Below are 13,928 nucleotides of genomic sequence, written 5' to 3'. Positions count from 1 at the left end.
GGAGCAGGGGAGGGGATGACTGTTCCAGGATGGAACAGGTGTACCGCGATGTGACGGTGGGCGCTTGCGCTGGCCGCAGGCACGGTTTTCGAGCTTATCTGAAGTCGCGCCGGCACGCTGGCGCGCACGCCTGCAGTGCGAGGCATTGTTGTTCCAATGTAACGTTGAGATTCCTCAAGCTTCCATAGATAAAACAAAACAAAGTTTCGCAGGCTTAGATAAAAAATAAATAAATGATATTAAAAATATGATATTTGTTTTATGCGATTTGCTATATTTGTTGACACTTTTGTGAAAAAGCTGAAAGCGGGCGCCAGACCTGCCGACCTATCTATCCACAACAAACAAGGGAATAGAATGAATCGTCCATCACATGCGCGGGTATCGCCCGCCACTGCCCATCCGCCCGCTACCCGCGGTCGCGCCACCATCCTGGCCGCGCTGGCCGCCGTGTCCGTGCTGGCCTCGGCGCCGGCCATGGCCGATGTCCTGACCTTCGATAATTTGCGTCCCGACGTGTATGAAAGCGGCCAGACGCTCAATACGTCGAGCTACAACCTGCTGTTCCTGGCCGACCCGACCACGGCGGCCGGCGGCGGCGTCAGCGGTGTGGGCGCCATCCTCGATGGGCGCGCGGGTTCGTCGTGCGATATCGCCGCCTGTCCGCAGGGCGGCACCGGCAACTATCTGGCCATCCTCAACGATGGCGGCGTGAATTTCGCGCGTGCCGACCACCAGGCGTTCAGCCTGGCCGGTTTCGACTATTCCTTCATCGCGCCCGTCTCCGGCTTGCCGAACCAGAATTGGGGCGAACTGCAGCTGAGCGGCACCCTCAGCAACGGCCAGGTGGTCAGCACCTCGCTGGCGTTTCCCGGCCAGGGCAGCGATGGCAATTACCATTTCCAGGGCGCTTCCCTGCTGGGCGGCTTCAGCAACTACGCCTTCACGGGCCTGACCTTCAACGCCTGCATTTTCAATGACACTGGCGTGTGCAGCAATTCCATCGATTTCCCCGCCTTTAACCAGGGCCAGTTTGCGCTGGACAACATCAACATCAGCGCCGTGCCGGAACCGTCGACCTACATGCTGCTGCTGGCCGGCCTGGGCGCCATCGGCATGCTGTCGCGCCGCCGCAGCGGCAAGTTCGCCGCGTTCACCGTGCAAGGAGCGTGAGATGAAATTACGTCCCGTTTCCCTCGCCATCCTCCTGCTGGCCGCCAGCCTGGCGCAAGCGGCGCAGGCGCAGGAACGCCGTTCCTACATCGTGCAGCTGGTCGACAAGCCGGCCGCCACCTACACGGGCCAGGTCGACGGCCTGGCCGCCACCAAGCCCGCCCCGGGCGCGCGCATCAACGTGGGCGCCGCCGATGTGCAGGCCTACCTGAGCTACCTCGACAGCAAGCAGGCCGCCGTGGCCGGCACCGTCAGCGCGGCGGAAATCACGCACCAGTACAGCGTCGTCTTCAACGGCTTTTCCGCCTTGCTGACGGACGATGAAGTGCGGGCCCTGAAGAAAAACAGCGGCGTGGCCAGCATCAGCGCCGACTCCATCCTGCAGCTCGACACCAGCTACACGCCGACCTTCCTGGGCCTGGACAAGCCGGGCGGCCTGTGGGAACAACTGGGCGGCAAGACACACGCGGGCGAAGACATCATCATCGGCATCGTCGACAGCGGCATCTGGCCCGAGAACACGGCCTTTGCCGACCGCCTCGACGAGAACGGCGTGCCCAGCCACAGCGGCGGCAACGTCGTGTACGGCGCGCCGCCGGCCAGCTGGCAGGGCACGTGCCAGACGGGCGAAGGCTTTGGCGCCGAGAATTGCAACAACAAGCTGATCGGCGCGCGCTACTACCGCGCCTCCACGTCGGCGCTGCACTGGACGGAATTCCTGTCGCCGCGCGATTCCGTCGCCGGCCTGACGGGGCATGGCGGCCATGGCACGCACACGGCGTCCACGGCCGGCGGCAACAATGGCGCCATCGCCACCTCGAACGGCGTGTCGCTGGGCAAGGCTTCCGGCATGGCGCCGCGCGCCCGCATCGCCGCCTATAAAGTGTGCTGGACGGCCGCGTCGACGGGCCGCAACGGTTGCGCCACGGCCGACAGCGTGGCCGCCATCGACCAGGCGGTCAAGGATGGCGTCAACGTCATCAACTTCTCCATCGGCCCTAACGCGGGCGGCGGCGCCTTCGACGAACCGACGGAAGTCGCCTTCCTCGGCGCGGCGGCGGCCGGCGTTTTTGTCGCCACCTCCGGCGGCAATTCCGGCCCGGCCACGCCCGCGCCCGACGTGCCGGCGCCCGTCTCGCACATCAGCCCGTGGCTGGCCACGGTGGCCAATTCCACGCATAACCGCCTGTACGCGGGCAATGTCATCCTCAGCAACGGCAGCAAGCTGGAAGGCGCGTCGAGCAATGCGAATACGCCGGCGCTGCCGCTGATCCGTTCGCGCGACGCGGGCCTGGCCGGCGTGCCGCCGACGGACGTCAATCTGCTGCGCTGCTACGGCGCGGCCGATGCCACCTCGGCTTATCTGGACCCGGCGAAAGTGGCGGGCAAGGTGCTCGTGTGCGACCGTGGCGGCAACGTGCTGGTCAACAAGAGCGCGAACGCCAGGACGGCGGGCGCGGCGGGCGTGGTCATCGCCAACGTGGCCGGCGGCGCCAACACCATCATCAACCAGGCGCACGTGCTGTCGACCGTGCACCTAGCGCAGGCGCAGGGCGACGCGCTGAAGGCCTTCATGGCGGCCAATCCGGACGGCACGGCGGCACTGGGCGAAATCCACACCATCGCCGACACCACGGTGCAGGCGCCGATCGTCAGCGACCGCTCCTCGCGCGGGCCGAACGTGGCCAACGCGAACATCCTGAAACCCGACCTGTCCGCGCCCGGCACCAACATCCTGGCCGGCGTGACGGCCGACCTGACGCCGGCACAGCGCGATGCGGTGGCGGCCGGCGGCGCGGCGCCCGTGGCGGAATGGGATTTCTATTCCGGCACCTCGATGGCCAGTCCGCACGTGGCCGGCGTGGCGGCGCTGCTCAAGCAGCAGCACCCGAGCTGGTCGCCCGCGGCCATCAAGTCGGCGCTGATGACGACGGCCTTCAGCACGTACTCCGATGGCTTGAACGGTTCCGTGTCGTGGGATGCCACGGCGAAGAACTCGGGCCAGCTGCCGTGGGGCCAGGGCGCCGGCCATATCGCGCCCAACAGCGCGGCCGATCCCGGGCTCGTGTACGACGTGTCGGAAATCGACTATGCGCGCTTCCTGTGCGGCCTGAACCTGAAGGTCTACAGCGCCGCCACCTGCCAGGCCGTCGGCACCATTGCTGCCTACAACCTGAACCTGGCGTCGCTGACGGCGGCCAACGTGCTGGGCACGCAGACACTGACGCGCACGGTGACCAACGTGGGCGCCAGCAGCGCCGTCTACAACGTCTCGGCCAGCCTGCCCGGCTACACGGTGGCGGTGACGCCAACGAGCCTGAGCCTGGCGCCCGGTGCCAAGGGCCAGTACCAGGTCAAGCTGACGCGCACCACGGCGCCGGCCAATACCTGGACCTACGGCGCCCTGAGCTGGACGGATGGCACGCACACGGTGCGCAGCCCGCTGACGGCGCGCGGCACCTCGCTGGCCGCCATTCCACTGGTCAGCAGTGAAGCGGCCACGGGCAGCAAGGTGCTGACCCTGGGCACGGGCTTCACGGGCGCGCTGGTGGGCGTCAAGTCGGGCCTGGTCGAAGCCGTGCGCGAGTCGCGCACGATCGGCCAGGCCGCGACGGGCGCTGCCGCATCGGCCGCCTGCAAGGCGGGCGGCGCCACGGGCGTGAACGTGCACAACGTGGTGGTCCCGGCCGGTACCCTGGCGGCGCGCTTTGCCACCTACGACGCGGAAACGACGGGCGGCGCGAATACCGACATGGACATGGAGGTCTACAACGCCGCCAATGTGCTGGTCGGCAGCAGCGGCAACGAAAGTTCCAATGAGCAAGTGGAATTGCGCCTGCCCGCCGCCGGCACGTACAAGGTGTGCGTGATCGGCTTCGCGCCGCAAAACGGCCAGGCCGACTACACCCTGTCGTCGTGGGTGCTGGCACCCGGCTTGAACAACGGCAACTTCAAGGCGCTGATGCCGGGCACGGCCTACGTGGGCGGCACCGCGTCTGTCTCGCTGAGCTGGTCCAACCTGGCCGAAGGCAAGCGCCACCTGGGCGCCGTCGGCTACCAGGTCGCTGGCGTGGTGCAGGGCGTCACGGTGGTCGAGGTCAATACCAATGATCCCGTGCCGCTGTTCCAGAACGCGCGCGGCGCCAGGCCGGTGCTGGCTGAATAAACCGTTCTTTGCGTGAACGCAAGGCGTGCCTCCGGGCACGCCTTTTTTTATAGATTCCCCCCCGTTCGGGAGGAATAGCACTTGCATGGCGGTAACGCCCCCGGTATCTTGTCGGATAGCCATGGCTTTGTGCCCTGGCATTCTTGGGGAGTCGCGCGTGACCAGTTTCCGCACCAATACCGACCGCCTGCTGGAAGTGCGCCTGCAGGATGAAAAAGTGCTGGCGATTGCCGGCGCCATGGTCGCCTACACGGGCAGCATCAAATTTGAAAAATCCCTGCTGGGCGGCGAGGGCATCTTTGGCGCGCTCAAGCGCAAGGTGACGAACGAAGGCATGCAGGTGATGCAGGCCGCCGGCACGGGTACCGTGTTTTTCGCGCAGAACGCGGCCGAGATCACCGTCATGGCGCTGGCCGGCGAAAAGCTGACCATCGAAAGCAGCAGCCTGCTGGCCTACGACACGAGCCTGAAGACGGGCACCAGCTTTGCGGGCCTGCGCGGCGCCAGTTCCGGCCAGGGCCTGTTTTCCACCACCGTCGAAGGCCACGGCAATCTGGCCGTCATTTCGCGCGGCAACCTGATCATGCTGGAAGTGACGCCTTCTCACCCGCTGCGCGTGGACCCGGACGCCTTCGTCGGCTTCAAGGGCGATATCCGCCAGGAATTCGTCTTCGACGTCAACTGGCGCACCATGATCGGCCAGAGCTCGGGCGAATCGTACCAGCACAAATTCACAGGCCAGGGCGTGGTGTTCATCCAGCCCGCCGAACGTTAAGTCAGCGAGGACCCGTCATGCCTGTCTATCAGCAGATCAATGAAAAGATGCTTGAGGTCAAACTCGGCAATGAAGAAGTGTTCGCCCGCAAGGGCGCCATGGTGTCCTACCAGGGCGACGTGGCGTTCAGCCGCTCCTTCCTGGCCGGCCAGGGCGTGCAAAGCCTGGCCATGCGCGCCGTCACGAACGAGGGCTATGCCCTGATGTCGGCGCGCGGCACGGGCAGCGTGTTTTATGCGCAGGGCGGCCTGTTCGTCAGCATCGTGCCCGTGCGCGGCGAAACTTTCTATGTGGAAAGCGACTCTCTGCTGGCCTTCGATGCGCGCCTCACGGCCGGTACCATGTTCCTTGGCAACCAGGGCGGCGTGCAGGGCGTGGTGCGCGGCATGGCCTCGGGCCAGGGCTTGTTTACCACCACCCTGCAAGGCACGGGCGAGGTGGCGATTTTGTCCGACGGCAATGCCATCGGCTTGCCCGTCACGCCGGACGTGCCCGTCTTTGTCGACCCGCAAGCGTATATCGGCCACACGGGCCAGCTGAGCTCGACCATCGTCACGGACCTGAACTGGAAAACCTTCGTCGGCCAGGCGTCCGGCGAATCCTACCAGGTGAAGTTTACGGGCCAGGGTACGGTCTACATCCAAGCGAGCGAAAGGTAAGCCATGACGATTTACAACCCCGATACCTTGCCGAAGAACGATAACCTGAACCGTTTTTCGTATGTCATCGACGTCAAGGAACAGATCTTCATTCGCAAGGGCAAGATGATCGCCTTCTATGGCGAATTGCGCTTCGAAGCCATGGGCAGCAGCGTGCTCGACTTGATCGTGCGCAATGCCTTCAATGCACCGAAATACGTGCACCACTTTGTCGTGGCGCAAGGGCAGGGCCAATTGATTTTGGGCGACAACGGCAACGACCTGGCGTGCTACGACCTGGACAACGCCAACATGACCATCCGCGCGAAAAACCTGCTGGGTTTTACGAAGGATGTGATTTGCCAGGAATCGACCTTGCCCGGCTATCTGACCATGATAGGCACGGGTAAAGTGATCGCCTCGTCGAACGGCCCCGTGCATTTCCTGGAATTGCCGTGCCGCGTGGACGAGCAGGCCGTGCTGGGCTGGGCCGATTGCCCCAGCCCCTCGTATCACTACGACTATGCCCACGTGCAGGGCTGGGCCTCGGCCGCCGGCGCGCTCACGGGTTTTACCCTGTCGGGCGAGGAAAAGCAGATCGACTTCACGGGCGCCGGCACGGTGCTGGTGCAGTCGTCCGAGCTGGACGTGACGGGCAGCTCGGCCCTGATGCAGCTGCTGGCGCAATTGCCGTTGCTGGGCAAGGAAGACCTCGGTACCTTGAGTCTTTCCGTGCAGCAGCAGATGAAGGACAGTCGTTAAGACCAGGCAGTCCAAGAGTACCTGACAGAACCGTAGCGAGCGGAAGGGAGAGGTAGCCGAGAAGCGCAACCGTACTGAAGTACGGTGAGCATCGCAGGCTGCCTATACCGACGCGCAGTAGGTTCGGTCAGGTACTCAAGGCTGCGCCCAGCCGGGCGGCCGCTTCTCTAAAAAGGCGGCGACGCCTTCCTCCGCATCCTCTTCCATCATGTTGCGCGCCATCACGTCGCCCGCGTACGCATACGCCTCGTCCAGCGGCAGCTGGCGCTGCCGGTAGAACATGGCCTTGCCGTAGCGGATGGCCGTCGGGCTTTTCGCCATGATCTGCTGCGCCAGGCGTGCCACGGCCTCGTCGAGCGCCGCGTCGGCCACCGTTTCATTGATCAGGCCCCAGTCGGCGGCCGTGTCGGCGTCGATGAAGCGGCCCGTCACCAGCATGTCGAAGGCCCGCTTGGTCGAGACATTGCGTGACAGGGCGACGGATGGCGTGGCGCAGAACAGGCCCACGTTGATGCCGGAGACGGCAAAGCGGGCGGACGCGCCTGCCACGGCCAGGTCGCAGCTGGCGACCAGCTGGCAGCCGGCCGCCGTGGCGATGCCGTGCACGCGGGCAATCACGGGCACGGGCAAGGCCTGAATCGCCTGCATTACGCGCGAGCATTGCGCGAACAGGGTTTGATAATAATCAAGCTGGCGCGTGGCCTGCATCTGGCGCAAATCGTGGCCCGCGCAAAACGCCTTGCCTTCGGCGGCCAGCACCACGCAGCGCACGTGCGGCTGCTGCGCGATGGCATCGAACGCTTCCTGCAGCGCGGCCAGCATGGCTACGGACAGGGCATTGAATTGCAGGGGACGGTTCAGGCGCAGGGTGACGAGGCCATCCTGCTCTTCGCGCAGCACCAGCGGTGCGTCGGTATCTTGTAAAGCGGTCATGCGGTCTCCAGTGGCCTGATGGCCTTGTTTTTATGGAAAAGCTTACTTGGCGGCGTTGACGCTGCCGATGCCGGCGATCGACTTGTGCACGATCTTCGGCTTGCCGTAATACGTCAGTTCGCCCATGCCGCGCACCACGGCGTTCAGCTCGCCCGAGGAATACACCTTGACGGAGCCGATGCCTTCGAAATTCACATCGACGTTTTTCGCCAGCAAGGCTTTCGTATCGACTTCGCCCACGCCCTGCGCCTTCAGGCGCAGCCAGTCGACCTGGCCATCGGCGGCCAGGCGGCCCGCGCCCTTGTAGCTGATGTCGACACGTGGACCATTGAGCTTGGTCAATATCTTCTCGCCCGCGCCTTCCGCGATCAGCTTGCGCAAGGTGGGCATGGTGATGATGATGCGCGGGTCGCCCTCGGTCTTCTTGATATCTTTATCCTTCATGGAAATTTTCAGTTCGCCGTCGACCACTTCCGTGATCACGCCGCTGAGGAATTTCTGGTCGCCGCGCAGCAGCAGGCTTTGCTCCTTGCCCGATTCCACTTCGATGCTGATGGGGCCGCGGATGTCGATGGCGTTGAAGGCGGCGACCGTGCGGGTTTGCTCGTCGGCATGCGCGAGGGTGGAAAGGCAGGCGAGGGACAGGACTGACAACAGGAACAGAGGGCGCATGGCGGTTTCCTTGAGTAGTTGATCAGTGTATTCTATGTTGCAACATCTCCAAGGTGGAGAAATTTGCGATGAGCGGCGCAAATCGCGGCGTGGATGACACGCCGCCATCGGCCAGCCGCGCGCCCGCGAAGGCGCCGTTGGGCTATGCTATGGCGTAACGCGTCCTGGAGACTGCATGAAAAATTATCACAAAGAAGATTATCCCGTCGCCGATATCCGCCGCTTTCTCGAACCGGGGCCGGTGGTGCTCGTCACTTCAACGTGGCAGGGCGAGAGCGACGTCATGACCATGGCCTGGCACATGCTGATGGAATTTACCCCATCCTTGCTCGGCTGCTTCATTTCCGACGCGAATCACAGCCATGAAATGATCAAGCGCAGCATGGAATGCGTGATCAACCTGCCCACGGCCGACATGGTCGACCAGGTGGTCGCCATCGGCAATTGCAGCGGCGCAGACACGGACAAGTTCGCGGCCTTCGGCTTGACGCCGCAGCCGGCCGAACTGGTGGGCGCGCCCCTGATCGCCGAGTGCTACGCCAACTTCGAATGCAAGCTGGCGCAGGTGGCGGGCAACCCGAAGGGCGGCTTCTTCATCTTCGAGTGCGTGAAAGCCCACGTGGCCACCTCGCCCAAGCTGCCCGAAACCCTGCACTACCGGGGCAATGGCGAGTTCATGGTGTCGGGCCGCACGATCAGCCGCAAGAGTCTGATGAAGCCCGAGATGTTGTAGGTCGGATTAGCGCGGCTATGCCGTGCGTAATCCGACAACACTACCGGCCGCGCCAACCATGTTGTCGGATTACGGCGCCTTGCGCCTAATCCGACCTACGCCTAAATGACACCCTGCGCCAGCATGGCATCGGCCACTTTGACGAAGCCGGCGATATTCGCGCCATCCACGTAGCTGACGGTGCCGTCGGCGCGGGTGCCGTATTGCTTGCACGCGGCATGGATGCCTTGCATGATCTGCAGCAAACGCGCGTCGACTTCCTCGCGCGGCCACGATATGCGGGCCGCGTTCTGGCTCATTTCCAGGCCGGAAGTCGCCACGCCGCCCGCATTGCTGGCCTTGCCCGGCGCATACAGCACGCCGGCCGCTTCGAAAGCCTTGGCTGCTTCGATGGTGGTCGGCATGTTGGCACCCTCGGCCACGCACTGCACGCCATTGGCGATGAGAAGGCGCGCATCGTCGATGTTCAGTTCATTTTGCGTGGCGCAGGGCAGGGCGATGTCGACCGGCACATGCCATGGCGACACGCCCGCCTCGAAGCGCACGCCCGTGCGTTCTGCGTAGTCGCTGACCCGGCCATACAGATGATTCTTGACCTCCATCAGGATGGCCAGCTTTTCCGGCGTAAAGCCGTCCTCGTCGAAGACGGTGCCGCTGGAATCGGAGACGGTGATGACTTTCGCGCCCATGGCCATGGCTTTTTCGACCGCGTACTGCGCCACGTTGCCCGAGCCGGAAACGGACACGCGCATGCCTTCGAACGAGCGGCCCCGCGTCTTCAGCATTTCCTCGGCGAAATACACGGTGCCGTAGCCCGTCGCTTCCGGCCGCATCAGCGAGCCGCCGAAGCTGGCGCCCTTGCCCGTGAACACGCAATCGGCGCGGTTGCTGAGCTTTTTCATCATGCCGGCCATATAGCCCACTTCGCGCCCGCCCACGCCGATGTCGCCGGCCGGCACGTCCGTATCCGAACCCACGTGGCGGAACAGTTCGCTCACGAAGGCCTGGCAGAAGCGCATCACTTCGCCCGGGCTCTTGCCCTTCGGATCGAAATCGGCGCCGCCCTTGCCGCCGCCCATCGGTAATGTCGTCAGCGCATTCTTGAACGTCTGTTCGAAGGCGAGGAATTTCAGCACCGACAGGGTGACGGAGGGGTGGAAGCGGATGCCGCCCTTGTACGGCCCGATGGCCATGCTGTGCTGGATGCGGTAGCCGCGGTTGACTTGTACTTGCCCATGGTCATCGACCCACGACACGCGGAACATCACCACGCGCTCCGGCTCGATCAAGCGTTCCAGCAAGCCTTGTTCCGCGTATTTCGGGTGCTGCTCCAGGAACGGCCACAAGCTCTCCATGACTTCGGTGACGGCTTGCAGAAACTCGGGCTGACCTGGATTGCGTGCGGCGACATGCTGGACATACTCGTGAGCAGATGCGTATTTCATCAGAATTCCATGGAGGTAATCGGTTATTTGGGCAACTATCATCGCAGATTTCGCACAAAAATGGTGCGGAAATTTGGTTTTGAGGGGTTTCTGCTACATTGTGGGGCGAATTTTTCAGCCGTCCGGCGCGGAAAAACAGCCCCTGATCTGATGGAAAACTTGATATAAAAACAAAAACGCCAGCGGAAGCGCTGGCGTTGTGGTCCTTCACGTCGGATGTCCGGATCGTTTCGGGCGTAGCTCGGGCAAGGGCGTCTGCTTGCCGATGAGTAGCTGCATGGCGCGTTGCCGCAGTGTGTGGCGTATCCGGTGCGGGGTCCGGCATGCAATCGTATCTAACAAAAAATAGGAAAGGGTACGCAGGCTGGACGCCGGGCGTGGCACGCTGACGCGCCAGTAGCGTACCGCCGCCGAGATGCCGGTATGGCCCAGCAGGGAGCGCAGATTGTTCAGCAAGCGCGCTGAGCGGATCCGGTTGGCCAGCGCAGGTGCCAGCCGCGCAAGGTGCGGCGTGATCATGGCGTCGATATTCAGGAAATGATCGAGCTTGCGCGACATCGCCGTCATCTGTGGATGATGTTGACGATAGTGCAGCAGGACGTTGGTACTGTAGTGTATGGACATCCCGGCGCTCAGGCAGCGTATCCAGTAGTCGTAAGCGGCGCCTTCCTTGAGCTGTTCGCTAAATGGCCCCATACGGGAGAGTAGCCGTTTGCTGAGCAGCACGCCGGATGGCTGAATGGGAGAACCCAGCAGACAGGCGGGCCAGGCGGCAAACTGCCGTGGCGTTGCCCAATCCACGGGATTGCCGCCATGGCTGTTAAGCGTGGCAACTTGCGACGCATACACAATCGCATCCGGCGTTTCGGATGCTTGTACCTGTGCAAGTTGTTCAGCCAGTTTTTCAGGGCACCAGATGTCGTCGTCGTCGATGAAGGCGACCCAAGGAAAACGGGCTGCAGCTACTCCCGTATTGCGCGCGGCCGCCAGACCGCTTCCCGCATTCGGCAAGACGGTGACTTGCGGGTAGGCTTGCCGTACATAGGCGGGCGTGTCGTCGCTGCTGGCATCATCGATCAGCAGGATTTCTTGCGCGGGCCAGGATTGGGCCAGCAGCGATTGCAAGCTGTCGTCAAGAAAGCCGCGCGACCAGCCATTGCGGGTGCAAATGATGACACTCACTGCCGCCGCGCCCGCATCGAGGGCGGCAGGCAGAGCGTGGGCTGCGGCTGCGCTCATGTCGCCACGGCCGCAGGCGGCGCAACACGGATGCGTACGGTAGCGCCGTCTTGCCGGATTTCATACGGTTGCAGTGTCAGCGACGGGCAGGACGATTTTCCTGTTTGCAAGTCGAACGAGATTGCACAAGCCGGGCAATACACTTTGCCGCTATCGCATCCGCCATCGGCCAGGTCCACGCCATAGTGCGGGCAGGCCGCGTCGTAGGCGCGGGTGCCGTCGCTGGTGTGTACCAGCATGATGCGATACGGCGCGGCATCGACGATGACGCGCTGCGTATCCGGGCCGGCGGCAGGCAGCTGGCCATGTATGAGACCGCTTTGCTGCTCGAGCCGGCCGGCGATGACGGGAACGGCAGGCGGCGTCTGCACGGGTGCGTTCGCCACAGGCGGGCCGAAGTTGTCTTCGCGTCGCAGATGCAGGACTTCATCATGGCCTTGCTCGATATCGGCGGCCCGGCGCCAGAATTCGCGCGAATAGAAGCAGGCGGGATCGAACGTCGGCCTGGAAGCGTTCAGGCGCATGGAAATGGCCACGCGCGTGGCCTCTGTCGTGTTCAGATGCGTGCCGTGCAGCACTTCGGGATCGAAGACCAGCATCTCGCCTGCCGCCAGGGGCAGGTAGGTCGGCACCGGCAGGCGGTAGCCCGCTTGCAGGTACAGCGTGCGCCGCTCGCAGGGCAGCGTGACGTTGGCTAACTCCGGATACAGCACCATGCCCGCTTCCGCCGGCACCTCGCCTATGGCCCACCAGATATTGCGCCCGTCGCGCGAATGGCCGGCCCAGCTATCGATGTGCGGACCGTGCGCCCAGGCGGCGGGCGGGTGGCCCCGGTGATACTCCTTCGGCGCGTACACGGGGTCGATGACCTTGCGCATCTGGAATTTTTCGCGCACGGTAGCGCTGAGCCTGCCAATACCGGGATTCTCGCTCGCCGGATTGGTCTTGCGGGCCACTTCGTAAGGGAAGTTGATGCGCAGGATCAAATAGTCATCCACATAGAAATCGCCATCCCAGCCCAGGATCTGGCGTCCGACGGCCGTCGCCATGGCCAGCAAGGGCTGGCGCAAGCGTTCCAGCACCTGGTTGCGCAAGGAAGCCACATCGTCGGTATCGATGACTTCGTGCAGCCGCTCAATGCCCTGCTGGCGCAGCACCTGAGCCTTTGCTGCGCCCTTCATTTGTCCCACCGTGGAAATAATTTCCTCGAGCACGCGCTCGGTCATGGTTTCCCAAGGGGCGAGTTCGCGGACGTGGCACTTCAGCCACACGCCCTGCGACGAAGATGGCGAGCTCATATTCATTGCTCCGTTGCCAGGGTGCGCAAGGTGTGCAAGCCGCGCACCGTAATCTGGCGCAACTCTTGTATCAGCGGCAGGGCGTTCTGGCGGGTACGGTGATATTGATCGGCCGAGCGCGCGCGGTCCATGATGGCGCTTACGCAATCGCCATTTTCCATCAGATCGACATCCCACGATGCCATGCCGATGGTCGACAGCATCGAGCGGCCCCTTTCGTCATAGGAAAGATTGATGCTGTGCGAGCCCATGGCCAGGCACGGAAGGAAGCCGTGCAGGCGGTAGCTGACGTGCAGCTTGCAGGTGCGCAGCGCTTCGATGTAGCGGCTGACTTCGTCAAAGTACATGGGCGCCGCTTCCGGGAAGCCGGCCGCGAATTCGAGATCGATGTAATCGTGGCAGGCCAGATAGACGGGTTGCGCATATTCGGCACGCAGGGCGGCAATCAGGCGGCGCAGGTCTTCTGCGATGCGCCACTGCAAGGTGGCAGGAACGCTCATGCGCATGGGGTGACGCACCGAAATGATCACGCCGCCCCTGGCCGCTTCGCCCTCGGCATTTGGGGGCAGGTACAGCGTGGGGCAGCCGCCGACCGTCACCTTGGCGCCAAGATCGGCGAGGATTTCTTGCGAACCCGTGTCGCGCACCATGGCCACCTTGGCATGCTCGACCAGGTGCCGTATTGCAGTCGGGCTGAGGGCATCGGTGCGGTCTTCCATTTGCCCATCGCGGCCCGTGATGCGGCCATGGGACAGTCCCATCAGCATCATCGGGCGGCGCAGGGCATTGACGGCCTGCACATCATAGGACAGCTGGCCGTTTTCAAACAGATTCCCGCCGCCCACGATGACGGCGTCGGCGAGGCGGTTCATGTCATAGATCTGGCGCGCTACCAAGCCGCCGAACTGCGGCCCCTTCAAGGCAGGAATGCTGACGACATTGGTGGCTTCTCCGAATACCTCGTAAAGGAGTTCTGCGGTAGCGTAGCCGATGAGATCGTTGCCGATATTGCGAGTGGTGGGCCGCACCATAAAGATATTCAATGTCCGTCCTTCTTGTTATGGGGGTGTAGGGAAATTGGGAGGCAAGGTACG

General features: G+C 63.4%; 12 protein-coding genes. 6 read left to right on the top strand and 6 right to left on the bottom strand.

The annotated features are described in order from the left end of the window. Positions 1–357: 357 nt before the first annotated feature. From AC07VH_RS25280 to AC07VH_RS25260, 5 genes are all read left to right on the top strand, one after another. Complete coding sequence (locus tag AC07VH_RS25280) at positions 358–1,173, top strand: NF038120 family PEP-CTERM protein (RefSeq protein ID WP_494788855.1); 816 nt, start codon at positions 358–360, stop codon at positions 1,171–1,173. A 1-nt stretch (position 1,174) separates the two neighbouring features. Beyond that, entirely contained in the window at positions 1,175–4,339 is a 3,165-nt protein-coding gene (locus AC07VH_RS25275; RefSeq protein ID WP_494788856.1) for a S8 family serine peptidase, read from the top strand. Positions 4,340–4,460: 121 nt separating this feature from the next. Further along, on the top strand, positions 4,461–5,114 hold the full coding sequence (locus tag AC07VH_RS25270) for an AIM24 family protein (protein ID WP_494804008.1): 654 nt from the start codon (positions 4,461–4,463) through the stop codon (positions 5,112–5,114). Positions 5,115–5,131: 17 nt separating this feature from the next. Beyond that, on the top strand, positions 5,132–5,773 hold the full coding sequence (locus AC07VH_RS25265) for an AIM24 family protein (protein ID WP_101483726.1): 642 nt from the start codon (positions 5,132–5,134) through the stop codon (positions 5,771–5,773). A 3-nt stretch (positions 5,774–5,776) separates the two neighbouring features. Next, positions 5,777–6,514 carry an AIM24 family protein gene (locus tag AC07VH_RS25260; protein WP_070312592.1) on the top strand — a complete coding sequence of 246 codons (738 nt, stop codon included), beginning with the start codon at positions 5,777–5,779 and terminating at the stop codon, positions 6,512–6,514. A gap of 135 nt (positions 6,515–6,649) precedes the next feature. Here the strand turns inward: AC07VH_RS25260 and AC07VH_RS25255 are convergent, their stop codons facing one another. Both AC07VH_RS25255 and AC07VH_RS25250 read right to left on the bottom strand, forming a co-directional pair. Further along, complete coding sequence (locus tag AC07VH_RS25255) at positions 6,650–7,447, bottom strand: enoyl-CoA hydratase (protein ID WP_494788857.1); 798 nt, start codon at positions 7,445–7,447, stop codon at positions 6,650–6,652. Between the two features lie 42 nt (positions 7,448–7,489). Continuing rightward, a complete protein-coding gene (locus AC07VH_RS25250) occupies positions 7,490–8,119 on the bottom strand; it encodes a head GIN domain-containing protein (protein WP_070305483.1) in 630 nt (209 codons plus the stop codon). 175 nt (positions 8,120–8,294) lie between these two features. On the opposite strand from AC07VH_RS25250, the gene AC07VH_RS25245 reads away from it, so the two are divergent. Continuing rightward, the gene (locus tag AC07VH_RS25245; protein WP_475414894.1) at positions 8,295–8,852 is read left to right on the top strand and encodes a flavin reductase family protein; all 558 of its coding nucleotides are present in this window, start codon (positions 8,295–8,297) and stop codon (positions 8,850–8,852) included. Positions 8,853–8,953: 101 nt separating this feature from the next. Here AC07VH_RS25245 and gdhA read toward each other — a convergent pair whose 3' ends face one another. From gdhA to AC07VH_RS25225, 4 genes are all read right to left on the bottom strand, one after another. Continuing rightward, entirely contained in the window at positions 8,954–10,297 is a 1,344-nt protein-coding gene (gene gdhA, locus AC07VH_RS25240; protein ID WP_494788858.1) for an NADP-specific glutamate dehydrogenase, read from the bottom strand. Between the two features lie 207 nt (positions 10,298–10,504). Further along, a complete protein-coding gene (locus tag AC07VH_RS25235) occupies positions 10,505–11,536 on the bottom strand; it encodes a glycosyltransferase family 2 protein (protein WP_475414896.1) in 1,032 nt (343 codons plus the stop codon). Then, positions 11,533–12,834: a Rieske 2Fe-2S domain-containing protein gene (locus AC07VH_RS25230; protein ID WP_494788859.1), complete on the bottom strand. Its 1,302-nt coding sequence runs from the start codon at positions 12,832–12,834 to the stop codon at positions 11,533–11,535. The genes AC07VH_RS25235 and AC07VH_RS25230 overlap by 4 nt, the downstream gene beginning before the upstream one ends. Positions 12,835–12,836: 2 nt before the next feature. Further along, on the bottom strand, positions 12,837–13,877 hold the full coding sequence (locus AC07VH_RS25225; protein ID WP_489628978.1) for a polysaccharide pyruvyl transferase family protein: 1,041 nt from the start codon (positions 13,875–13,877) through the stop codon (positions 12,837–12,839). Positions 13,878–13,928: the final 51 nt, after the last annotated feature.

The sequence above is a fragment of the Janthinobacterium sp. GW821-FHT03C10 genome (assembly GCF_059420865.1).
Note: the sequence above shows the minus strand (reverse complement) of the source record. Positions and strands in the feature narration are given on the sequence as shown.

Coding starts and splice junctions, on each gene's coding strand:
- AC07VH_RS25280 (WP_494788855.1), top strand. CDS start 358: ATGAATCGTCCATCACATGCGCGGGTATCGCCCGCCACTGCCCATCCG.
- AC07VH_RS25275 (WP_494788856.1), top strand. CDS start 1,175: ATGAAATTACGTCCCGTTTCCCTCGCCATCCTCCTGCTGGCCGCCAGC.
- AC07VH_RS25270 (WP_494804008.1), top strand. CDS start 4,461: ATGGCTTTGTGCCCTGGCATTCTTGGGGAGTCGCGCGTGACCAGTTTC.
- AC07VH_RS25265 (WP_101483726.1), top strand. CDS start 5,132: ATGCCTGTCTATCAGCAGATCAATGAAAAGATGCTTGAGGTCAAACTC.
- AC07VH_RS25260 (WP_070312592.1), top strand. CDS start 5,777: ATGACGATTTACAACCCCGATACCTTGCCGAAGAACGATAACCTGAAC.
- AC07VH_RS25255 (WP_494788857.1), bottom strand. CDS start 7,447: ATGACCGCTTTACAAGATACCGACGCACCGCTGGTGCTGCGCGAAGAG.
- AC07VH_RS25250 (WP_070305483.1), bottom strand. CDS start 8,119: ATGCGCCCTCTGTTCCTGTTGTCAGTCCTGTCCCTCGCCTGCCTTTCC.
- AC07VH_RS25245 (WP_475414894.1), top strand. CDS start 8,295: ATGAAAAATTATCACAAAGAAGATTATCCCGTCGCCGATATCCGCCGC.
- gdhA (WP_494788858.1), bottom strand. CDS start 10,297: ATGAAATACGCATCTGCTCACGAGTATGTCCAGCATGTCGCCGCACGC.
- AC07VH_RS25235 (WP_475414896.1), bottom strand. CDS start 11,536: ATGAGCGCAGCCGCAGCCCACGCTCTGCCTGCCGCCCTCGATGCGGGC.
- AC07VH_RS25230 (WP_494788859.1), bottom strand. CDS start 12,834: ATGAGCTCGCCATCTTCGTCGCAGGGCGTGTGGCTGAAGTGCCACGTC.